Source organism: Methanocorpusculum vombati, assembly GCF_026891935.1.
In the GTDB taxonomy this organism is placed as follows: domain Archaea; phylum Halobacteriota; class Methanomicrobia; order Methanomicrobiales; family Methanocorpusculaceae; genus Methanocorpusculum; species Methanocorpusculum vombati.
On the sequence record NZ_JAPTGC010000007.1, the window covers coordinates 59,242 to 81,168 of the forward strand.

Consider the following 21,927-nt stretch of genomic DNA (forward strand, 5'->3'; position numbering starts at 1 on the left):
CGGGTGAGTGGGGAGTCTGGCAGGATGAGAATAAAAAACGCGATCAGCGCGAATCTCGGTCGCTTCGCTCCCTCCACGAATCGCATTTTTTTAACGCCGCTAAAAATGCCGGACGGCACCTTTCGGGTGCCGCCTGTTGCTGGATCGAGAATTATCAGCCCACTTCGCATCACATTTTCAAGACCTCTGTTATCTCATGGAGGCGCCCGAAAGGCGCCGTCCAGCATTTGCCGTCGCGTTTGCGATAACGACCCACGAAGTGGGGAGTGGAGCACGGCTCCGCCGTGCGATAGCAACGCCACCCGTCCGTTCGGACGGAAAGGCGAGCGACGAAATGCAAATGCGATTCGTGGAGGGAGCGAAGCGACCGAGATTCGCGCTGATCGCGTTTTTTATTCTCATCCTGCCAGACTCCCCACTCACCCGCCTACAATTTTCAGAAAACACACACGTTCCGGAGAAATCAACTAAATCCTTTCGCGGCATCACCACTTTTCTGTCGAACAATATTTTGAGATTCTCGGCAGGTTCAGGAAACAGGTGCAATGCCGGTATCACCCAAACTCTCATATGCTGAAACTGCCTTACTATTCCATAGAACAACAGAGGAGGGAAAAAACCACGACTGCATATGTCAGCATCAGAGACAGAGTTCTTCGGACACTGGAGCAGGAACTGCCCCGGCTGCGGGAAACCTACGGCATTGCCGATATTGGTATCTTTGGATCCGTCAGTCGTGGGGAGGATACGCCCGACTCTGATATTGATATTCTCTATACTTTTCAGCCCGGCAAATCCACTCTGGCCAATCTGTCCGGACTGCATGACGATCTTGAGCATCTTTTCGGACGCAGGGTCGATCTGGTCAGCAAAAAATGGATGAGTCCTATTCTCCGGCCGTACATTGAGCGTGACGTCATTTTCTGCGGCGGCCCGCAGGCGGATACTGCATGAAGCCCGACGAGATAGGGGTCGAAGGGTTTTCTTCGCCATATGTATCAGGAGACCGTGTTCATCACCCGGTATCTTACGACAGTGACCTATGAGGAGTATGACAAGGATCTCGCCTGCAAATATGCCCTGACCCGCTCTCTGGAGATCATCGGCGAAGCGGCAAAACATATCCCGGAAGCCTATCGGTGCCGGCATCCGGAAGTTCCCTGGAAAGTGATTGCGGGAAACAGGGATACGTTGATCCATGCATACTTCACGGTGGACTATGATGTTCTCTGGGATACCGTAACCCGCGATATTCCTAAGCTGCAAAAACAGATCGCAGTTCTTTTGGGAGAAACTCCGGAACAGAATAGCTAATTGTGTGCTGTGACGAGAGTATTATGGTGGTTTTTTTTCGGAAACTGCTGGTGCTTTTTCCCATCCGGTCCGATTACGGCGCAACGCTTCCCAAGCATCACCACGCATTAGGCCCCCCGGAAAAAAAGATGCTGCCGGAAAAAAATTATTTTTTCAGCGTGATGCTCTTCTGATACAGTACCTGCGCGGTGCCGTCGGTGGAGTGACCGGTCACGGTGAAGGTTCCGGAGATAGGAAAGTCGGGCATCCCGCTACTGGGACCGAGAACATTCAGCCGGTAGGGTGTACCGACAACCGGATCGGAAATGACATTGGGCTGCGACGGTTCGTTCAAATAAAAATCCACATCACTCCGGTATCCTGTCGTGAGACCGGCGAGAGCCGTAGACTCCATAAGTACTCCTTAGGCGGTAAGGGGTAATAATGGTTCTGGGGCAGGGGGATTTTGTGCGAAAGAGTAGAAAAAATCCGCGGAGACTGGGATAATGCATCACAGTCACAGAGAGACAAAATGAACACATGAGGTGAACCAGAGAAAGGTAAAAAAGAAAAATGAATATCCCTAAGTGGGATTATGTTGTTACCTTTGCGGGGATAGTTGTACGACCCTGATAGATAACGCTCGTAGCTCCGTCAGTAAATGAACCGGTAACAGTCAGAACTCCCGTTGTGGGTATGTCATCATCAGCAACGGTGGCTGTAACATAAATCGGTTTACCGACTGCAAAACCAGTAATCTCCGCTGGGTCCCACTCAGTCACTCCATCCATGTAAAGAGTTACATTCTTCAGTAATGATGCATCCTTGCCGCCGGTGACGGTAAGAATAACACCAATCCCTTCTTCAGTAGTATTCGCATACGGTGTAACACTCATACCAATTGTCTTGGAGTCACCAACACCGCTGACCATACCCATAACTACAGCGGCAACGATTGCGACGAGCACAACCGTGATTGCCACCAGCAGAATCGTACCGATAACCGGTGAGACTGCATCATCTTTTTTAGCTACAGACTTCATAGTTATATTACCATTGGAAATACCCCCATATAAAGATGTGGACGGAGTACTACAAAGAAAATCCTCCGGGAACTTCGGTGCCGGACGTCCTGTTTTTTCAAACACCGGTCTGCTCATTCACTGTTTCCCTCCGGCAGCCCCTCCGCACCGGTGCCGGAGAATACCTATGAAATACCTGGCGCGCATAGAGGATCGCTTCCGGAGATGCAATACCGGGGGTGCGGTATCCCCATGTTATTAAAAACAGATGGATCGGGAACCGGATGCCGTGTCCCCCCGACCACCGCATGCCGATCCGGGCGGGGGTGACGGGGAAGCGCGGCTCACTCTTTCTTCAGGAGATCAAGAGCGGCATACCGGGCAGCAAGATCGTCATGACCGATTTTGCAGGAGATCATCTCAAGAAATTCAGCTTTTGTGAGATACGTTTGTTCTGACATCTGACTTTGCAGAAAATCATTGAGTTCCTGATTATTATGACTCATGTGCGTCGTTACGGTGCTCCGTACTCCTTCATCAAAGAACGTAAACCGGGGATGTTTTTGCTTTCCGGATACAGGAGCAAAACCCTTCTTTTCTAATGCCTTTTTGATTACATCAGCTTTCAGAACGACCATATTACAACCACACTGCATCCCTGAGTTTCTTACCGAATTCTTTGGCAGCTGTTGTCATGGGGATACTTGGATCGTTATACTCGTCGAAACTGTCGGAGAACTGTAATCCGGCTTCTTCCAAAGCCTCTTCCAAGGTCTTACAGGAAACAAGAATTTTAAACTCGTTATTCGCCAGATCAATGAAACCGTTTTTCTCATCTACATGAAGCAGAAGAGGAAGAGGTGATTTTAATTTTTTCATCTCGTTATCTGCACCAATAGGTACTGAATACAAGAATACAACCCCGGATGCCTTTCCTTCATCCCCGATATCAGAAATATTCAGCATCTGCTCAAGAACATCATCATAGGTCTGATTGCCGCGTTTTCTGGAACAAACACGCTCTTTAATATGCGTCGAGACGGTGATACTCGTTTTTTGCGGTCTCTGATCCATCGCCTGCATGATATCTGATAATGGGGAGGGGGAGATAATAGGTCTTTTGCCTGGGATTCTTTTGCTCCGGTTTTGAGGATACCGCATGCGGGGGTGCCTGCCTCCCGGGGCACCTGTCATCTTCTTGTTTTGTATTTCTACAAAAAGAACTAAGATATGAGATACCCTATATATTCACAATTATGTCTGTCACCCCCGATCCTCAGAGTGGCGCATTCAATTCAGAGAAATTCAGGCAGGTATTACATTATATCATTAGTAAGACGGAATCGTCCCCAAATGTGGGTAAAAAAGTTCTCTATAAATTACTCTATTTCAACGATTTCAATTACTATGAATTGAATGAAGTAAAAATGACAGGTGAAAAATATTCCAAATTAGAGCATGGTCCTGCCCCCCGGCATTTTGATAGCGTTGTTACTATGTTGAAGAAAGACAAGGCTATCATTGAGAAAAAAGTAGACTATTATGGTCATAATCAGACGAGATTTTGTTCACTTAAAGAACCTGATCTGAGCCTCCTTAGTGCAACTGAGATAAAACATATTGATGACACTCTGGGACGGTACGGATCAATGAATGGATCACAAATTGAGGCCATGTCCCACAAGGATATTCCTTGGATAGCGAGCGCTGATAACAATGATCTGGATTATGAGTTGGTATTTTATCGGTCTGCAGAGATGTCGGTGAGAGAATACTGCGACGATGACTGAGATTACGCGTATTTTGGAGTTTGATCGTGATCTAAAAAAACTCCTGAAAAAATATCCCTCCCTTCATGCGGATATGGACGTTTTTATCACAGCATTGAGTTTTATTCGTCAGAATGAAATCCGGGGGACGGTGCGCATTGCAAATCTTGGTGAAACGTATGCGAAATATCCGGTCTATAAAGTCAAATCCTTTCGATGTATGTCCCTAAAAGGACAGGGATCTAAAAGCGGGATGAGAGTAATTTTTTATGATGACGTCGCAGCAGACAAGATTACGCTGATCCAAATATATCATAAATCTACTACGGAAAACCATGATGTGGTGCGAATTTTAGAATTTTTAGAATCTCTATCATAGGATGAACAAGAGAATGATACTAATATAAGGAGGGAAAATTCCGGTGGAATCCCCGGAATGAAAAAACTCTCATGGAATATACATGAGCCGCATGCCTTTGGCCGGTTCCATTCGTCACTACGTGGCTCATAACATCACAGCATTTCTATCTTCTATTCAACGCAGTATTTCCGTGTTCTTCACGTATGTTCCGTGATGTTTTTTATCTTTCAGTGTGTTCAGTGTTTTCGGTGGGTCTCAGAACTGTATGGACCCCCCCCAAACGACAGTCTTAATCCGTTCTCCTGCAATATTCTTTTCATGGATCCTCTGCTGTTTGAACGTCTGGTGCAGGCTGTGGAAGAAGCGGTGCAGGAGGCGGAGATTATTCTTCCGCCTGATGTTGAAGCAGTTCTCCGGCTTGCTGCCGGGCGTGAGACGAATCCGGTTGCACGCGGGGAGTTTGCGAATATTCTGGAAAATCTTTCGCAGGCGCGGGAACTGCGTGTACCGATCTGTCAGGATACGGGCATTCCGGTGGTGTACCTGACAGTCCCGCCGGAGGTTCCGGTGACTGCGGAACTGTACGAGGCGGTCGCTGCGGGTATCCGGCGGGCGACGTTGTCGGTTCCGCTCCGGCCGAACGGGGTTGATCCGATTTCGCGGGAGAACTCCGGGGATAATACCGGTGCGGGTCTTCCGCCGGTGCATGTGATGCCGGGGGATGTGCTCCGCGTGACGGTGCTGCCGAAGGGAGCGGGATCGGAGAATATGTCACAGATTCGGATGATGCTGCCGTCGGAGGTTTCGGATATTCCGCGGTTTGTGGTGGATGTGGTGATGGCAGCAGGGGCACGCCCCTGCCCGCCGGTTGTGGTAGGTGTTGGTATCGGGGGGACGTTTGATGGTGCGGCGGCGCTTGCGAAGGAGGCACTTCTGGAGCGGATTGATACCATGGATGCATATGAGCAGGGGATCTGTGATGCGATTAATGCACTCGGAATAGGGCCGATGGGGCTTGGCGGGGACACGACGGCGCTGGCGGTGAAGGTGAAGCGCGGATTCTGTCACACAGCATCACTGCCGGTTGCGGTGAATATTCAGTGCTGGTGCTGCCGGCGCGGAGTGCGGGAGGTGGCGCTGTGATCCGTCTGACGACACCGCTGGGTGCGGAGGTACTGGATCTGCGGGCGGGGGACCGCGTGCTTTTGTCAGGGACGATTTATACCGCACGGGATGAGGCGCATCTGAAGATTCTGGAGCAAGGGTTTCCGTTTGATCCGGCGGGTGCAGTGATCTATCACTGCGGGCCGGTGGTCGATACGGGGCGGAATGTGATTGTTGCAGCAGGCCCCACAACGTCTGCGCGGATGAATGGTCTTACTGCGCCAATGGTGGATGCAGGTGTGCGGGCGCTTATTGGGAAGGGGGGAATGTCAGCCGGGGTGCGGCAGGCGCTGGCAGGCCGGGCGGTGTATTTTGCCTTTACCGGCGGGTGTGCGGCTCTTGCAGCCTCGTGTATGGCACTTGCGGGCTGTCATTATCCGGAGCTGGGGATGGCAGAGGCGGTGTGGGAGATTCGTGTGCGGGATATGCCGCTGGTGGTGGGGATTGATGCGCATGGAGGGGATCTGTTTGCAGAGGTGGCGCAGGGTGTGCGCAAACGGTATGATCAGCTGCGCTGGTGAGGCTGCGGGGTTTTACCGTCCCATTCTTTTTGCGGCATCACAGCACCGCCCACCCGAAAGGAATTATTATCTTACCTCCACTCTAACGTATAGTGGTTATCAACCTCAGTTAGTGGTTCTTCATGCTTGAGAATGAATATCAGCTTGAATATTTCAAGCGGGAAGGATTTGTCCGCAAAATCTGTAAAAAATGCGGAATGCCATTCTGGACCCGGGACCCGGAACGTGAAGTCTGCGGTGACGCTCCCTGTGAACCATACCAGTTCATCGGCAACCCCATGTTTGCCAGACACAGTGTGGAAGAGATGCGGGAAGCCTATCTCTCCTACTTCGAGAGAAACGGTCACACCCGTATCAGCCGGTACCCGGTAGCCGCACGGTGGCGCGATGACATTTACCTGACCATCGCATCCATTGCTGACTTCCAGCCGTACGTCACAAGCGGTATCTGCCCTCCTCCGGCAAATCCCCTTACCATCTCCCAGCCGTGCATCCGGCTCAACGACCTCGACAATGTCGGCCGGTCGGGCCGCCACTTCACCTGCTTTGAGATGATGGCGCATCATGCCTTCAACACCGACGACCATCCGGTGTACTGGAAGGACCACTGTGTTGAACTCTGCAGCGGCTTTGTGGAATCCATCGGCGGCGACCTTGCCAACCTCACCTTCAAAGAAAACCCGTGGTTTGGTGGGGGAAACGCCGGTGCAAGCGTCGAAGTTCTGATGGGCGGACTTGAGGTTGCAACGCTCGTCTTCATGAACCTCTCACGGAAGAACTCCGGCAAACCACAGGTCATGATCGACGGCAAGGACTACTATGAAATGCCGCTCCGGATCGTGGATACCGGCTACGGCCTTGAACGGTTTGCTTGGGCATCGCAGGGAACACCGACCGCATATGACGCAGTCTTCCCCGAGATGATCCCGCGGCTCTTAAACGCTGCAGGCATGGAAGACCGCCTCGACAATCCGGAATTTGCACACATTCTCGGAATGAACGCAAAGTTCGCCGGACTCATGGACATTCGCGGCGAAAAACTGCACGATCTCCGGCAGAAAGTAGCTGACGCAACCGGTGTCTCCCTCGCAAAACTGGAAGAAATGATTGTTCCGATGGAAAACATCTATGCACTCTGCGACCACACCCGCTGCCTTGCCTACATGCTCGGCGACTTAATCGTCCCCTCCAACGTCCGCGAAGGATACCTTGCACGTCTCGTTCTGCGCCGCAGCATCAGAATGATGCAGGAAGCAGGCGTTGACGAAGACCTCAGCGATCTTGTCGTTGCACAGATGGAAAAGATCGGTCTCTCCCAGTTTGAACAGGAACCCGCAATCGTCCGTGAGATCATCAGCCGCGAGGTCGAGAAGTACGACGCAACCATTGAGCGTGGAACCCGTACCGTGCAGCGCGTCGGTCAGACCTATGTCAAGAAGAACCAGCCGGTCCCGCTCGAAGAGCTTATCACGCTCTATGACTCCCACGGCATCCCGGTGGATCTGATGGGCCGGATTCTGACCGAGACCGGTGCGCAGTTCGAAATTCCGGACGACTTCGACTCCCAGATAGCCGACATGCACTCGGAGAACGAGGGAGTGAAACCCGAATCCCCGCTATCCAAATACGCAGAGCGTATTGCAGGTCTTCCTGCAACCCGCAGAAGCTACTACGAACGGCCGACCGACATGGAGTTTGAGGCAACCATTGTGGACGTCTTTGACGACTACGTCATTCTCGATCATACCCTCTTCTACCCCGAAGGCGGAGGCCAGCCGTCCGATACCGGAACATTTGTCACAATTGACACCATGATCCGCGTGGATGAAGTGGTAAAGTCCGGCGACGTGATTCTTCACAAGGTCCGCGGTCCCGGACTCAAACGCGGCGACCGGGTAAAAGGTGTTGTTGACGAAGAACGCCGCTGGGCACTCATGCGCCACCACTCCGGAACCCACGTCATTCTCCGTGCGGCAAAAGAGGTGCTCGGACCTCATATCCACCAGGCAGGATCCCAGCTCTCCACGGATACTGCCCGGCTTGACATCCGGCACTACACCCATATCACCCCCGAACAGCTCAAACAGATTGAGATCGTGGCAAACCGTCTGGTAATGGAGAACCTGCCGGTCATGATCAAGATGGAAAGCCGCACAAAAGCCGAACAGAAGTTCGGATTCGCCCTCTATCAGGGTGGTGTGCCGCCGGGAAAAGAGCTGCGCATCGTACAGATGGGTGCCGAGGTACAGGCCTGCGCCGGAACGCACTGTCAGAGCACCGGCGAGATAGGTCCCGTCAAACTCCTGCGTCTGGAACACATTCAGGACGGTGTGGAGCGTGTCGAGTTCGCCGCAGGATTTGCCGCGCTTGACGCAATGCAGCACATTCAGACACTCCTGAACACCTCTGCCGACACCTTGTCCGTGCAGACCGAAAACCTGCCCGCATCCGTCGAGCGGTTCTTCACCGAATGGAAAGACCAGCGCAAAGAGATCGAACGTCTGCGGGCCAAGATTGCGGAGCTGGAACTCTCCCGTCTGGAAGGCGTTGTGGTGAACGGCATTGAGGTCGTCATCAAACAGGTGGATGTCTCGCGCAAAGAACTGGTCACAGTTGCCGGAGCAGTTGCGGCACGGGGCGGTGTCGCGGTTCTCATTACAACCGCAGACGGCATCGGCGTTGTTGCAGCCTCCGGTGTCACCGGCAAAGTCCATGCCGGACAGCTTGTCTCTGCAGTATGTGCCGAGCTCGGCGGCAAAGGCGGCGGCAAAGAAAATCTCGCACAGGGTGCGGGAAGTGACGCGGCAAAGATCGCGGATGCGATCGCAAAGGCCGACACTCTCATCAGAGCACAGCTCTAACCTTTTTTTTCGATCCTTTTTACTGTCATCACTGCGCGGCCAACCGTGTCACACACTCGCAAGCCCCATTTCCCGAGGTCCCCATACGAGAACTTTTAGCCTCTTCCAAACGCATAATATAAGCAGTATCTAATGAAGCTCGTCATCGATGAACGCCGCTGCAAAGGCTGCAACCTTTGTACCCGGGTCTGCCCCTATCGGATATTTCAGGAAGGGAACCGTCCGGGTCCCCGCGGCTATGTAATACCTGTCCTTGACCATCCCGAGCGCTGTACCAACTGCCGCCTGCAGATCATGTACGGCCGTCAGCTCTGCGGAATGTGTCAGATGACCTGTCCGGACCAGGCCATCTCATGGATAGAAGAAAAACCCTACGAAGCACACAAAGTGGTGATTGAATATTGACCGATAAAACCGAGTTTCTCAACGGAAACACTGCCTGTGCCGAGGGTGCAATTGCCGCAGGATGCCGGTTCTTTGCCGGATACCCGATCACCCCCTCCACCGAAGTTGCCGAACGCATGGCAGCCCGTCTTCCCAAAATCGGCGGAACCTTCATCCAGATGGAGGACGAACTCGCCAGCATGGCCGCAATCATCGGCGGTGCATGGGCCGGCGCACGCACCATGACCGCAACCTCGGGCCCGGGATTTTCCCTCATGATGGAAAACATCGGCTATGCCGCCATGACCGAAACCCCCTGTGTAGTTATCAACGTCCAGCGGGGCGGCCCGTCCACCGGCCAGCCCACCATGGCAGCCCAGGGAGACATGATGCAGGCACGGTTCGGCTCGCACGGTGACTACAGTATCATCGCCCTCTCCCCCTCTTCCGTGCAGGAGATGTTTGACCTGACCGTCAAAGCGTTCAACCTTGCCGACCGGTTCCGCACCCCCGTTTTCCTCATGGCGGACGAAACCATCGGCCACATGCGCGAAAAGGTTGTTCTGCGGGACAACGTCGAGATCACCCCGCGCCGCGAACTCGCCGCAGGCGAGCTTCCCTGCAAACCGGACGCCTGCGGCGTACCGGGTTTTGGCACCTTCGGCAACGGACACGGCGTTCACATCACCGGACTCACCCATGACGAGCGGGGATATCCGGCAACCGACTCCGCAGCCCTGCACGAAAACCTTGTCAGACGTCAGGTCGGAAAAATCGAAAACTTCCGCAATGAGATAGCAGACGTTGACATCGTAAACCCTGACGCAGAAATCGTCTTCATCAGTTACGGAGCCCCGACCAGAGCCGTCCAGCAGCTTCTTGCCGACTATCCGGGAATGTACGGCCACTTAAACCTCAGAATTGTCTGGCCGTTCCCGGACGCAAAACTTGCCGTGTTCCATGCGGCGAAAGCCTTCGTCGTTCCCGAAATGAACCTCGGCCAGATAGCCCGCGAGGTCCGCATGCACACCAACGTTCCGGTTGTCACCGCCCCCAAACTCGGCGGTGCACTGCACACCGTTGACGAACTCAGACACGCCGCAGACGTTGCAGCGACTGCGACCGGCACATTCACGGAGGTAGTACTGTGACCCTCGAAGACTGGTATCGTCAGGACCGCCTGCCCCACATCTACTGTGCCGGCTGCGGAAACGGTACCATCCTGAACTGCACGCTCCGGGCCGTAAACGAACTCGGACTGGATCAGGACAAAACAACCTTCGTCTCCGGCATCGGCTGTTCGTCGCGTGCCGCCGGCTACACCGCAAGCGACTCCCTGCACACCACGCACGGCCGTGCACTGCCGTTTGCAACCGGCGTCAAACTCGTAAAACCGGAGAACGATGTCATCGTCTTTACCGGTGACGGCGACCTTTCCGCTATCGGCGGCAACCACTTCATTCACGCCTGCCGCAGAAACATTGACCTCACCGTCATCTGCATGAACAACAACATCTACGGCATGACCGGCGGGCAGGGGAGCCCCTGCACCCCTTACGGCGCAATAACCACCACAACCCCCTACGGCATGCACGAAATGCCGTTCAACCTCTGCGCCGTGGCAGAAGCTTCCGGAGCGAACTATGTCGCACGCTGGACCTCCTTCCATGTCAAGGAACTCACCGAAGCAATCCGTACGGGAATTGAAACCCCGGGTCTCTCCTTCATTGAGGTCATGGCACAGTGCCCGACCTCGTTCGGCAGCAAAAACAAAATGAAGCAGGTTTCCCAGATGATCGACATGTTCCGTACAAACGCCGTCCTCAAAGGAAAAGCCGAACGCGACAGAGCAGCAGGCATCCCGCTCGCCCCGGGGAAGTTCATCGTCGGTGAACTTGTCCGGCGCAGCAACCCGGTTCTCGGAGGCAGACCATGAGACAGGAAATCCGCTTCTCCGGACTCGGAGGTCAGGGCATCATCACCGCCGCCGTCATCCTTGGCCGCGCCGCAGCACTCTACGGCGGAAAACACGTCGTCCAGACCCAGAGCTACGGCCCGGAGGCACGCGGCGGTGCAAGTGCATCCGCCGTCATCATCTCCGATGAACCCATCCACTATCCGAAGGTCACCGATCCGCACATCTATGCGATCATGTCCGAGGAGGCATACAAAAAATACGGTGCAAACGCATCAGCTGATTCGGTCATGCTGATTGACCCGGGCTATGTCACCAGCCGTCCTGACTGCACCTGTTACGAAGTTGCCGCAACTGCCGTTGCAAAGGCCCGGCTTGGAAAGCCGGTCTTTGCCAACGTCATCATGCTCGGCGGACTTCTTGAAGCAACCGGCATCATCAGCTATGAAGCACTTGAGCACGCAGTTCTTGACAGCGTCCCCAAAGGCACCGAAGAAAACAACAAAAAAGCCCTTGCCATCGGCATGGAACTGATACGAGAGCAGAGACCATGAAATTCCGCGAACACGAAGCAAAACAGATCTTCCGGGAAGCAGGCATCCCGGTCCCGAACAGCGAACTTATCAGCCGTGCCGGTGAAGCAGCCGCGGCTCAGGCACGGGTTGCAGACCGTGTCGTCCTCAAGGCACAGGTGGACGTTGGCGGCCGCGGAAAAGCGGGCGGCATTCTTCCCGCAACCGACGAAAATATTGCCGAAGTTGCAAAAGAACTGTTCGGCAAAACCATCAAGGGACTGCCGGTGGAACAGGTACTGGTTGAAGAAGCACTTGACATCCGGCATGAATATTATCTCAGTATCACCATCGACCGCACCGCTAAAATGCCGGTCATCCTCTTCTCCGAAGAAGGCGGTGTGGAAATTGAAACGCTTGCAAAGGAAAAACCGGAAGCACTTCACCGCGCCTATATTGATCCCTGCTTTACCAATGTACCGGATTTCCTCATGCGCAATGTCTTAGGGTCCGCCCCGAAGGATATTGGTCCGGTCATCAACGCCCTCTATCATGTCTACTGCAAGACCGATGCAATCCTTGCCGAGATCAATCCTCTGGTAATGACGCCAAAAGGCGTCATTGCCGCGGACGGCAAGATTGTGCTCGACGACAACGCACTTGTCCGTCAGGGAATCTCCGAGAACCGCGACCTAACGCCTCGTGAGGCTGAGGCGGAGAAACACGGATTCTCCTACGTTGAACTGGGCGGCGACATCGGTGTCATCGGCAACGGTGCAGGTCTGACCATGGCAACGCTTGACATCATCGCCCATTACAACGGCCGCGCCGCAAACTTCCTGGATGTCGGCGGCGGTGCAGGATTCGAACGCGTGGCGCGTGCGGTGCGTCTTGTTGCCTCCATGCCCGGCGTGAAGGTCATTGTGGTCAACCTTCTCGGCGGTATCACCCGCTGTGATGAAGTAGCCCACGGTATCATTGACGCAGGTGTCCCCCAGCCGGTGATCGTCCGGCTTGCCGGAACAAACGAAGCTGAGGGCCGCAGACTTCTCGAAGAAAAAGGGTATCAGATGCTTGATACGATGGATAAGGCCATCCGTGCCGCAGTGGAGGTGGCAAACAAATGATCTACGCAGACAAAGACACCGAAATTCTGGTACAGGGAGCGACCGGTTCGCAGGGAGCATTCCACATCAATCTGATGAACCAGTACGCAAAAGAGGTAGGCGGCGCAGGCGTTGTTGCCGGCATGACCCCCGGCAAAGGCGGTCAGCAGGTACACGGTGTACCGGTGTACAACACCGTCTGGGATGCAATGGACCATCATGACATCGGTGCGTCCGTCATCTTTGTTCCGGCAGGCGGATGCGGCGATGCCATCATGGAAGCAGCAGATGCACGGATTCCGACGGTCGTTGTCATCACCGAGCACATTCCTGTGCACGATGTGATGCGGGCAGTTGCCTACGCCAAAACCTGCGGCACAAAGGTTATCGGCCCGAACTGTCCGGGATTTCTGATCCCGGAAGCGTGCAAACTTGGCATCATCCCAACAAATTTATGCCGCAAAGGCGATATTGGCGTAGTTTCACGCAGCGGAACGCTGACCTATGAGGTCATCTCGGAACTCTCGCTTGCCGGACTCGGCCAGTCAGGCATCATCGGTATCGGCGGCGATCCGATCATCGGCCAGACATTTTCCGATGTGATGGACGTATTCGTTGCAGACGGCAGAACCCGTGCCACCGTTCTGATCGGTGAAGTCGGCGGAAACCTGGAGATTCGCGGCGCAAAACGTGCACTCTCTCTCGGCATGCCGGTTGTTGCCTACATTGCCGGCATCTCCGCCCCCAAAGAGAAACGCATGGGCCATGCCGGTGCGATCGTTGAGGGCGGCGAGAGTGACGCCGCATCCAAGATTGAACGTCTGAGAGAACTTGGCATTCCGGTTGCAACCCGCCCGTCAGAGATTCCGCTGCTGGTAAAGGAGGTCCTATGAAGGAAAAAGATCGTACACTGCTTCTCGCCGCAGATGAACTTGCCCGGACAGTGGACGCTCTTGCAATTATTTCCTTCCTGAACAAGGACAACGAAATTCATCTGGAAACCCCGGTGATCTGGGTCCGCGACATCCAGCCCGAGATTCTCCGTGACCACACCATGGTGGCGCTGGTGGACTACTGTTCCAACCACATCATCGATGCAGTACTGCAGTACAAAATTCTGACAAAAATGCAGAGCGGAACTGTTGTTGCGGTGTTCCCATATGCCCTGCTGATCTATGACATCGAGGATGCAAACGATCAGTTCAACATTGAGCAGTATGCCGATATTGCCGATCTCGACGCACTGCATTCCGTGTTGTCGCTTGCACTTGAGATCGCCCGGGAAGGCAGGGAAGGCCGGGCCATCGGCACTGCCTTTATCATCGGCGATATCGAAGAGCTGAAACGCTGGTCGCATCAGGGTGTCTTAAACCCGTACGAGGGCCACCCCGAATCGGTGCGCGACGTGCGGATGAAGGAAAACTGGGAGAGCGTCAAAGAGTTCTCCCAGCTTGACGGCGTGTTTCTGATCGACAAAAACGGCATCATCGGTGCATCCGGCAGGTATCTGGATGCCGACGGCCGGGACGTGCATCTCCAGAGCGGTCTTGGAGGCCGCCACCTGGCGACGGCTGCAATCACCAAGGTTGCGCCTGCAATTGGTATTACCGTCTCCGAGAGCGGCGGTGTTGTCCGTGTGTTTGTGGCGGGATCCGCCGTTGCGCAGATTCGGACCGATATCCGGCTCTCCGTCTGAATCTTTTTTTGGCGCTGCCGTATTATCCCGGGTGTGACGAACCCGCTTACTCTGTTCCCTGCCGGGACTCCGCCACCAGTTCCAGTTTTGTGAGCCATGCATCAAAATGCGGACAGCAGCTCCTGATGACAGGAAGTCCTATTCGTTCGGCAATTGCCATTCCTTCCACCGTCTTTGAGTAGCGCGGATACAGTTTCTTCAGCCGTTTTGACGGTGCCGTCTCCGGATGTGTATTGATCTCTTCGGGTGCATAGTGATTTCTGATCTCCGTCAGTTCGGCATACTTTGATTCGCGGTCTACGGACAGCACACGGTCCACAACGGATACATCCGAAAAGAGCAGCGCCTCAAACTCATGCAGCTGAATATAGGGAATAAACGTATCCTCTGAAACAGTATCCCCGCTGATATCCGCATCCAGCCGCCGTTCCAGATAGGCAACGCGTTCTGCGGAGATGGGAAACCGGTTCACCTCCTCCATTCCGGGAAAATCTGCCGGAAGTCCGTAATAGTCGATCATCGTCGTCACCACGGCATTTCTGTTCTTCAGCAGACGGCGCGTGTTCACCCGGAACTGTTCATAATGACTCAGGCCCCCGCGATGTGCAATACCGCGGCTGTTGCTTGTCTTGTTGATGATAACTGCGATACTGCAGTTATACTCCTCAAGATGCGGCCGGAGCATCCGGGATGCAAATGAGGCCTCTGTGTATCCTTCCACGTGAATCTTCAGAAGAAGCGTCACGGATTTCCTCCCAGAACATTCATCTGCCAGAGCTCTCCGATGCTGTACTCCTCAATCCAGTCCGCAAGACTCTCGGGTGTCGGCACGGTAATCGTTGTTGTGCCGCGGTTCATGTCAACGATCAGAATCCGGGAACCGGCACTCTCTTCTGCGGGACCGAACGCATTCAGGAGCTGTACCGACTGGGTGGAGACCAGCAGTTGTGCACTTCTGCTTGCCAGCTTCATCAGATCCGCAAGCACGGCAACCGCGAACGGGTGCAGTCCCAGTTCCGGTTCATCAATCAGAATCAGCCGCGGCGGAGCAGGCTGCAGGAGAAGGACTGCCAGATTGATGAACCGGGCGGTACCGCCGGAGAGTACCGAGAGTCCGAATACGTGGCCGCCTGCCTGCGCGTCTGTCCAGAACAGTGTTACGGCTCCGTTCTCCTCGCGGAACAGAAAATCTCCGAACTGGGGGAATATGAGCCGGATGGTATCGGTGATCTTTTCAAAATACCCGGGCTCCGTCAGTTTGAGCCGGAACAAAAACTCCGTCAGCCGCCGCTCATCCTCCGCTCCCGTACACCTGCTCTGAAACCGGTAGGTTGTCCAGCTCTGCAGATGCAGCCGGAAACTTTCCCACGAGGGATCTTCGTACGCTCCTGCAAAGATTCCCGTCTCAACCGTATCAGAGGAAACCAGTTTCAGCGATTTGTCCCCGGTGGTGATGATCAGTTGTTCGGATGCGATGCGGCATCCGCTGCCTGAATCGGGATGGAGATGTATCTCATAGAAACTGTCTCCGAACTCCGCCCGCAGCACGATTGTATTCGTCTGTTTGGTTCCGTACCGGAACAGAACCTCAGGCCCGCCGCTCTCGGCAACATACGTCTGCAGTTTCCCCATCGTGATTGCATGAAACAGCTCAAATATGCCGAGAATATTGCTTTTCCCTGACCCGTTCGATCCTATCAGGAGGTTAATACGGTCAAGCGGAAAATCGGCATCTTCAATTGAGCGAAATCCTGCAATCCGTACTCGTGAGATGTCTGGGGCAGTCATTATTTGTCAGTATCGCTGCGGAGGGTATTAAAACTGCGTCTTTGGGAGGGTGCACGATTCACAAATCTTTGCGTTTCCCGCCGCTTCACGGGAAAACACGAAAAAACCTGCGTTCTGTGTGCTCCGCAGGCGAGTCACGAAGAAAGATGCAGCGCTGCAAACCCCAGAATAGAAATAGCAACTCCGGGAAATATAATCCCATATATGACAGACCAGGAAATCTTTTCCGATCTTTCCCGCATCGGAAAACGCCTCTTCACCGAGCATCTCGTCGGCGGAAACTTCGGAAACATGAGCGCACGTTACGCTGACGGTTACTTTATCACCCGCACCGGATCCTACCTTGATGCAGACCCGGCGCAGGCGGTCCTCATGCCTTTGAACGGCAGGGTTACTCCCGGAGCATCCAGCGAGTGGCGGGTACACACGGCAATCTACAATGAAGCAGAGCAGCACGCAGCAGTTGTCCATGCCCACCCGGCCCATGCCGTCGCACTCTCCCTTCTGGTGGAGGATGAGATACGCACCATCGACAGCGAAGGAAAAATGCTTGCACCCTCCATTACCGTCGTGGACGGAGCGCCCGGGACACAGGAACTTGCCGACGCTGTTGCAAAAGGGCTGCGCAGTGCAAATGTGGTCATTGCAAGAGGGCACGGAACGTTTGCGGCGGGAAAAGATCTGGATCAGGCATATCTCTTTACCTCTCTTGCAGAACACTGCTGCAAAATATTACACTACACAAAACTCTACCGACAGTAACGTATCACCCGAACTGCCGGGAAAAAATATTTTTTTAGAGGAGGGGATCGATGTACTCGCTGATCCGCGGGACGGATACCGCACCAACCGGAACACATGTTCCGTTGATCAAAATGATCGGCAGCGGCGGATGTTCGGCGCGGACAATTTCCTTGATACGGTCGGGAATCTCTTTGTCAAGCGGCACCAGTTCAACGGAAACCTTGTCGCCGTACTTTTCCCCGAGTGCATCACGCAGCGCCGGGAATGCAAAGGACAGCTTCTCTTTCTGGTAACACTCCGTAAGTCCGCAGGAACGCTCGGCATCACAGGGGAACGGACCGCAGGGACGATAGGTGTAGCCGACAACCTCAACAGTGATCTGAGTCATGGATACTGTATTGAACGTCTGATAAAAAGGGCTTTGTGAAAATTACTTCCAAAGAAAGGTCTGGTGCACAACCGGACGGCATGCACCTTCCCTCAAAAATATTGGGATTAGCAGAGAGGGATCAGCAGCGCTTCAAGGCGGGATGCATCCGTCACACCCTCAAGACGGTGGACAACTTTCCCGTCCTTTTCGATGATGAGAGTGGGAACCACGCTTATCTGGTATTTGTTTGCAAGGTCGGGGAACTGGTCCACATCCACCTTCTTCATGTCAACCTTGTCACCAATCTTTTCCGCGAGCGAGTCAATAATCGGACTCTGGATTCTGCACGGACCGCACCAGGTCGCAAAGAAATCATATAACACGGGTTTTGTCATAGTTACTCGTATGACAGGCAGATTAATATAACTTCTCTTTGGGGAATGCAGAAAAATAGATGGAGTATTTTCAGGGAAAATAATATTATTCTGCTTCGTATAATGCCGTAATCACATCGCGATCGAACAGCATGCCGGACAGCCGCTGATCATTATCGATGATCGGCATCTGATCCACACGACCGCGCTTCATCTTTAAGGCACAGTCGCTGATCTCGGCATTGTTCGGGACGGAGATAACCTTTGTCACCATGACATCCTTAACCGGACGGTTTGGAAGTTCCACTTTGGAGATACCGTAGGAGATGGTATGGTTGTCGCGGATGCTCTCCCAGGTCCATTCATCATCGTCTGTTCCGGTGGAGAAATCGCTGGTCTGCACATCATCCTCAATACGGGAACAGCGGATTAAGTCACGTTCGGAGATAATACCGGTCAGTTTATTCTCGGAGTTTAAGATAGGCATTGCATCCACTTCTGCAAGCTCCATGATTCTGCCGACAACGGGAAGCGGGGTCTCCTCCCAGATGGCAAAGGTCTGTTTGTCAACAAACCGGTCGCGAATCTCGCGCTTGTCATTGATCTTGGCAACTGCGCTGACCAGATCGGAAACACTCAGAAGACCAACCAGTTTATTACCCTCAACAACCGGAAGACGGCGGACATTGCAGTTGGTCATAACTTCCGCAGCCTCGGCAAGCGTTGCATCCGGACGGATGGTCAGCGGCTCGTGGCTCATCAGAAGCGCAATCTGGTTTTCCTCTGCATTATGCAGAATATCTTTTCTGGTGACAATGCCGATCAGCTGATCGCCTTTTACTACCGGAACACCGGAGATGCCGGTGCGCTTCAGAATCCGGAGAACGTCGTCCCGGCTGGAGGGAATCTCCACGGACACAACATCCTTTGTCATGTAGTCTTTTGCAAGCATTTCTTCAGTTGTCATGGAACACCTTCGTATGTTGTACGAATTTTCTTGTCTGTGACATGGGCATTACACTTCTTCCCAAAGGGAAAAGTTAGAATTACGTTAGGGCTATTGATGTAAAAACAGTTCTATCCGGTACAATGGATGATCTGCTTTGCAGGATCTGTTCGGATGCGAGAAAAAGCCGGAATCATTGCAGAAACCCCGGTAAAAGGGACAAATTTTTTTCATCCCTTCAAAGGGGATCAGATACCACGCGCAGAAAAAAAGAGGGGGATTCTCTGATAAAATTTGTGCGAATATTTCAGGTCCGGACAATTAAGATGTTGGTTTTGCCGTAGTTAACCACATAGGAGGAGACACTGCCAAGAAGCAGGCGGTCCAGTTTGGATTTGCCGAGGGAACCAACAACGATCAGATCTGCATCGATCTTGGTCGAAATTTCAATGATGGTGTCTCCCGCATGGCCTGCCTCGATGTGCGGCTCAACGGTGACTCCCTGCTGTTTTGCGTCCTCGGCAAGTTCTGCAATGACCTGATGCCCCTCCTTTTCAAACCGCTCGTAGATCAGTTCCCAGGTGGTGTCCACCGGTGCGGGGCTGACGATGCCTGATTCTATGACATAGATTACATGGAGTTCGGCTTTGTTCTGTTTCGCCAGTTCGACTGCCCGTGAAAATGCCCGCCGGCTGATCTCGGACCCGTCAATTGCTACAAGTATTTTGGAAAACATGACTGTATACCTCCGATTATCTCGTTATGATTACTTATCCTCTCCAAAACTTAAAAAGAGTTCGGAGCGGGCAAGAGATCCGTTTCATCCGCGGATAACCAGGATATTCCGCATGCTGTACTGGGTTACATAGGCAGATACGCTGCCGAGCAGCAGACGATCCAGATGAGACTTTCCGAGGGAACCGACCAGAATCAGATCGGCATCTATCTCGTCGGCGGTGCTGACGATTCTGTCACCCGGATGGCCGGAGACAAGATGCGGGGTAAAGGAAACACCCGCCTCTTTTGCGGTATTTTCCAGTTCGTCAAGCAGCATTTTTGCATCCGTTTCGGTCCGGGTCTGGTTTGCGGGACTGTCGTCCTTCCATATGTGAGGACTGTTGACAACCGTAATCACATGCAGTTCGGCGTTGTCTTCTCTGGCGAGCTCAAGCGCCCGGGAGTACGCTATCCGGCTGATCTCAGAACCATCCAGCGCCACAAGAATTCTGGTGAACATGATAATTTTACTGTCGCGTTATAAGAATAAAAAATGTCGGATGATTCTGTTTACCCGTACACTGCCCGGACAGAGCGGCTGCCGATCCGTGATACAAGCGAGAGTGCCGGAGACTGTGTCCATTCCTTTGCGTATCCCGGATCAAGACAGATGAGGTTTGCGGGTTCTCCTTCTTCGATGATGCCCCGATGACCGAGAAGGGAAAAACCGCCGGTTGCCATGGTAAGTGTTTCTTCGGGCGATGTTTTATACACGGTGGTGAGGAATGCACATTCGGCGAACATGTCGGGAGCAACAAACATGACATTGTCGGTACCAAGCCAGAGTGTGCATCCGGCATCGATCATTTTTCGTACCGGAGGGCGTGCTGCGGTGGTTGTTCCGCCCAGTATCCAGTTGGACCGCGGACAGAGAACCAGGGGGATATTTCGGTCGGCAGCTTCGCGTATGTGGCGGTCCTCGAAATAGGTTGCGTGAATGATGAAATCCGGGTCCAGTGCAAACGCATCGTCGATGTCTTTCGTTCCCGCTTCCCCGGCATGAATGGCGATGCGTTTCCCTGCGGCGCGGGCGCGTTCCACTGCGGCAAGATCTGCGGCGGGATGTTTTGCGCTGCTGAGACCAAGCCCGTCCGCCGAAAACTCGCCCCCATCCCGTCCGAAGATTACGGGATGAATGCCGGGTATTACCGCCTGCTGCAGAAGCCGGACACCGTCCTCCCCTCCCTCCCGGAACTCGGCGAATGCTGCGGTGCCGGTTGCGTGCATGAACTGCATTGTCTCCTGCATTGCAGCGCTCAGACGAACGTCCGGGGTTGCGCGGAGAATTCTGTGTTTCAGTCCGTCGGGTGGTGCGACAAGGTCTGCAAGCGGTCGGCCCCCGACTGGTGTATCCATCGCAACGGTATCGGCTATATGGGTGTGGGCGTTGAAAAATGCCGGTGCTATCCATCGGGTTACCGGTTTTTTACTCTCCGCAATACAAGTGATACTACCCTTTTCAATACTGATGGATACATTGCGCGGTGAAAATGTTTCCCCACAGAATGCGAGTCCCTGCACTTCTCCGTCCGGCATATCTGCTGATCTTCCTCCTGAGTTTATATGTTTGGAGCGGGAACATAATATGGTATGGCATCAAAGAAGTCGGGCAGAGGATTAAGTTCATCCGCAGGTCTTGTTACGTATTATGATGCCGACAACCGGACGGCTGTTCATATCGGTCCGAAGACCGTTCTGATTGTCGTGGCAGTTGTTGGTGTTGCAGTATACCTGCTGAATTTCTTCTTCTAAATCATTCCGGGGTTTGGAGACCCCTGCAGGGATTTGCGCTGTCATTTTTGACAGCGGTATTTTTTTGAAATCTGTTTTGTTCAGAGGGTAATTTCCTGAACTTTGTTTCCGTGCTCTTCCACAATCCGCCGGATGTCGGCATAGGCTATCCAGACGGTGATAGTATTGGTATTGGGGTGAACACCGATGCACGGTTTTTCGATCAGATCCGCGTCGAAGATTACCTCAACCGCAGAGTCGTGATCGTTGAGGATGCCAAAGGGTGTTACCTCGCCCCGCGAGAGACTGAGATACCGGGTGAGGCGTTCTGCCGAGGCGAAACCAAGGGCGGTCGATCCGATCTTTTCTGCAAGTGTTTTGAGGTCGGCGGTTTTTTTGCCGCAGAGCACCACAAGAAAGTGCCGCTTTCCCTTTGCGTCGCGCAAAAAAAGATTTTTACAGACCTCACCAAGGTCAGGTACACCAAGGTTCTCCATGTCTTCATAGGTGTATGCGGCCGGATGGCGGGTTATCCTGTAGGGTATTTTTTTCTCGTCCAGCAGGGCAAAGACAGGGTCTTCCGGATTCATATT

29 protein-coding genes are annotated in these 21,927 nt (G+C 53.5%); 16 read left to right on the forward strand and 13 right to left on the reverse strand.

What is annotated here, in order from left to right:
* The first annotated feature begins 570 nt into the window (after positions 1-570).
* Positions 571-954, forward strand: a complete 384-nt coding sequence (locus O0S09_RS06250) for a nucleotidyltransferase family protein (protein ID WP_268923108.1) — start codon at positions 571-573, stop codon at positions 952-954.
* Positions 955-993: 39 nt separating this feature from the next.
* Complete coding sequence (locus O0S09_RS06255; RefSeq protein ID WP_268923109.1) at positions 994-1,314, forward strand: HepT-like ribonuclease domain-containing protein; 321 nt, start codon at positions 994-996, stop codon at positions 1,312-1,314.
* A gap of 145 nt (positions 1,315-1,459) precedes the next feature.
* On the opposite strand, the gene O0S09_RS06260 is transcribed toward O0S09_RS06255, so the two are convergent.
* From O0S09_RS06260 to O0S09_RS06275, 4 genes are all read right to left on the reverse strand, one after another.
* Positions 1,460-1,708 (reverse strand): hypothetical protein, encoded by a 249-nt coding sequence (locus O0S09_RS06260; RefSeq protein ID WP_268923110.1) that lies wholly within the window; start codon positions 1,706-1,708, stop codon positions 1,460-1,462.
* 178 nt (positions 1,709-1,886) lie between these two features.
* Positions 1,887-2,336: a type IV pilin domain-containing protein gene (locus O0S09_RS06265; RefSeq protein ID WP_268923111.1), complete on the reverse strand. Its 450-nt coding sequence runs from the start codon at positions 2,334-2,336 to the stop codon at positions 1,887-1,889.
* A 323-nt stretch (positions 2,337-2,659) separates the two neighbouring features.
* Positions 2,660-2,953, reverse strand: coding sequence for a hypothetical protein (locus O0S09_RS06270; protein WP_268923112.1), 294 nt, complete (start codon positions 2,951-2,953; stop codon positions 2,660-2,662).
* A 1-nt stretch (position 2,954) separates the two neighbouring features.
* Entirely contained in the window at positions 2,955-3,398 is a 444-nt protein-coding gene (locus O0S09_RS06275; RefSeq protein WP_268923113.1) for a hypothetical protein, read from the reverse strand.
* A 173-nt stretch (positions 3,399-3,571) separates the two neighbouring features.
* On the opposite strand from O0S09_RS06275, the gene O0S09_RS06280 reads away from it, so the two are divergent.
* From O0S09_RS06280 to O0S09_RS06335, 12 genes are all read left to right on the forward strand, one after another.
* Positions 3,572-4,105 (forward strand): type II toxin-antitoxin system antitoxin SocA domain-containing protein, encoded by a 534-nt coding sequence (locus O0S09_RS06280; protein WP_268923114.1) that lies wholly within the window; start codon positions 3,572-3,574, stop codon positions 4,103-4,105.
* Positions 4,098-4,463, forward strand: a complete 366-nt coding sequence (locus O0S09_RS06285) for a hypothetical protein (protein WP_268923115.1) — start codon at positions 4,098-4,100, stop codon at positions 4,461-4,463. Before O0S09_RS06280 ends, O0S09_RS06285 begins: the two co-directional genes overlap by 8 nt.
* 300 nt (positions 4,464-4,763) lie before the next feature.
* Positions 4,764-5,588, forward strand: coding sequence for a fumarate hydratase (locus O0S09_RS06290; protein ID WP_268923116.1), 825 nt, complete (start codon positions 4,764-4,766; stop codon positions 5,586-5,588).
* Positions 5,585-6,130, forward strand: a complete 546-nt coding sequence (locus tag O0S09_RS06295) for a FumA C-terminus/TtdB family hydratase beta subunit (protein WP_268923117.1) — start codon at positions 5,585-5,587, stop codon at positions 6,128-6,130. The genes O0S09_RS06290 and O0S09_RS06295 overlap by 4 nt, the downstream gene beginning before the upstream one ends.
* A gap of 122 nt (positions 6,131-6,252) precedes the next feature.
* On the forward strand, positions 6,253-8,991 hold the full coding sequence (gene alaS / locus O0S09_RS06300; RefSeq protein WP_268923118.1) for an alanine--tRNA ligase: 2,739 nt from the start codon (positions 6,253-6,255) through the stop codon (positions 8,989-8,991).
* 132 nt (positions 8,992-9,123) lie between these two features.
* Entirely contained in the window at positions 9,124-9,396 is a 273-nt protein-coding gene (locus tag O0S09_RS06305) for a 4Fe-4S dicluster domain-containing protein (RefSeq protein ID WP_268923119.1), read from the forward strand.
* Complete coding sequence (locus O0S09_RS06310) at positions 9,393-10,526, forward strand: 2-oxoacid:acceptor oxidoreductase subunit alpha (protein ID WP_268923120.1); 1,134 nt, start codon at positions 9,393-9,395, stop codon at positions 10,524-10,526. The genes O0S09_RS06305 and O0S09_RS06310 overlap by 4 nt, the downstream gene beginning before the upstream one ends.
* A complete protein-coding gene (locus O0S09_RS06315) occupies positions 10,523-11,311 on the forward strand; it encodes a thiamine pyrophosphate-dependent enzyme (RefSeq protein WP_268923121.1) in 789 nt (262 codons plus the stop codon). The genes O0S09_RS06310 and O0S09_RS06315 overlap by 4 nt, the downstream gene beginning before the upstream one ends.
* Positions 11,308-11,844, forward strand: coding sequence for a 2-oxoacid:acceptor oxidoreductase family protein (locus O0S09_RS06320; RefSeq protein ID WP_268923122.1), 537 nt, complete (start codon positions 11,308-11,310; stop codon positions 11,842-11,844). The genes O0S09_RS06315 and O0S09_RS06320 overlap by 4 nt, the downstream gene beginning before the upstream one ends.
* Positions 11,841-12,929, forward strand: a complete 1,089-nt coding sequence (gene sucC, locus O0S09_RS06325; RefSeq protein ID WP_268923123.1) for an ADP-forming succinate--CoA ligase subunit beta — start codon at positions 11,841-11,843, stop codon at positions 12,927-12,929. Before O0S09_RS06320 ends, sucC begins: the two co-directional genes overlap by 4 nt.
* Positions 12,926-13,801, forward strand: coding sequence for a succinate--CoA ligase subunit alpha (sucD, locus tag O0S09_RS06330; RefSeq protein WP_268923124.1), 876 nt, complete (start codon positions 12,926-12,928; stop codon positions 13,799-13,801). Before sucC ends, sucD begins: the two co-directional genes overlap by 4 nt.
* Positions 13,798-14,604 (forward strand): DNA integrity scanning protein DisA nucleotide-binding domain protein, encoded by an 807-nt coding sequence (locus O0S09_RS06335; protein ID WP_268923125.1) that lies wholly within the window; start codon positions 13,798-13,800, stop codon positions 14,602-14,604. Before sucD ends, O0S09_RS06335 begins: the two co-directional genes overlap by 4 nt.
* 46 nt (positions 14,605-14,650) lie before the next feature.
* Here O0S09_RS06335 and O0S09_RS06340 read toward each other — a convergent pair whose 3' ends face one another.
* Both O0S09_RS06340 and O0S09_RS06345 read right to left on the reverse strand, forming a co-directional pair.
* Positions 14,651-15,349 (reverse strand): DUF4276 family protein, encoded by a 699-nt coding sequence (locus O0S09_RS06340; RefSeq protein ID WP_268923126.1) that lies wholly within the window; start codon positions 15,347-15,349, stop codon positions 14,651-14,653.
* Positions 15,346-16,392: an AAA family ATPase gene (locus O0S09_RS06345; RefSeq protein WP_268923127.1), complete on the reverse strand. Its 1,047-nt coding sequence runs from the start codon at positions 16,390-16,392 to the stop codon at positions 15,346-15,348. The genes O0S09_RS06340 and O0S09_RS06345 overlap by 4 nt, the downstream gene beginning before the upstream one ends.
* Positions 16,393-16,596: 204 nt before the next feature.
* Here O0S09_RS06345 and O0S09_RS06350 point away from each other — a divergent pair, with 204 nt between their 5' ends.
* Complete coding sequence (locus O0S09_RS06350; protein WP_268923128.1) at positions 16,597-17,154, forward strand: aldolase; 558 nt, start codon at positions 16,597-16,599, stop codon at positions 17,152-17,154.
* Positions 17,155-17,188: 34 nt separating this feature from the next.
* Here O0S09_RS06350 and O0S09_RS06355 read toward each other — a convergent pair whose 3' ends face one another.
* The 6 genes from O0S09_RS06355 to O0S09_RS06380 form a co-directional block, all read right to left on the reverse strand.
* The gene (locus O0S09_RS06355; RefSeq protein ID WP_268923129.1) at positions 17,189-17,524 is read right to left on the reverse strand and encodes a hypothetical protein; all 336 of its coding nucleotides are present in this window, start codon (positions 17,522-17,524) and stop codon (positions 17,189-17,191) included.
* 107 nt (positions 17,525-17,631) lie between these two features.
* The gene (gene trxA / locus O0S09_RS06360; RefSeq protein ID WP_268923130.1) at positions 17,632-17,901 is read right to left on the reverse strand and encodes a thioredoxin; all 270 of its coding nucleotides are present in this window, start codon (positions 17,899-17,901) and stop codon (positions 17,632-17,634) included.
* 85 nt (positions 17,902-17,986) lie between these two features.
* Positions 17,987-18,832, reverse strand: coding sequence for a CBS domain-containing protein (locus O0S09_RS06365; RefSeq protein WP_268923203.1), 846 nt, complete (start codon positions 18,830-18,832; stop codon positions 17,987-17,989).
* Between the two features lie 301 nt (positions 18,833-19,133).
* On the reverse strand, positions 19,134-19,562 hold the full coding sequence (locus O0S09_RS06370; RefSeq protein ID WP_268923131.1) for a universal stress protein: 429 nt from the start codon (positions 19,560-19,562) through the stop codon (positions 19,134-19,136).
* Between the two features lie 84 nt (positions 19,563-19,646).
* Entirely contained in the window at positions 19,647-20,063 is a 417-nt protein-coding gene (locus tag O0S09_RS06375) for a universal stress protein (RefSeq protein WP_268923132.1), read from the reverse strand.
* Positions 20,064-20,113: 50 nt separating this feature from the next.
* Complete coding sequence (locus O0S09_RS06380) at positions 20,114-21,139, reverse strand: amidohydrolase family protein (protein ID WP_268923133.1); 1,026 nt, start codon at positions 21,137-21,139, stop codon at positions 20,114-20,116.
* Between the two features lie 54 nt (positions 21,140-21,193).
* Here O0S09_RS06380 and O0S09_RS06385 point away from each other — a divergent pair, with 54 nt between their 5' ends.
* A complete protein-coding gene (locus O0S09_RS06385; RefSeq protein ID WP_268923134.1) occupies positions 21,194-21,355 on the forward strand; it encodes a preprotein translocase subunit Sec61beta in 162 nt (53 codons plus the stop codon).
* Between the two features lie 80 nt (positions 21,356-21,435).
* On the opposite strand, the gene O0S09_RS06390 is transcribed toward O0S09_RS06385, so the two are convergent.
* The gene (locus tag O0S09_RS06390) at positions 21,436-21,924 is read right to left on the reverse strand and encodes a prolyl-tRNA synthetase associated domain-containing protein (protein ID WP_268923135.1); all 489 of its coding nucleotides are present in this window, start codon (positions 21,922-21,924) and stop codon (positions 21,436-21,438) included.
* Positions 21,925-21,927: the final 3 nt, after the last annotated feature.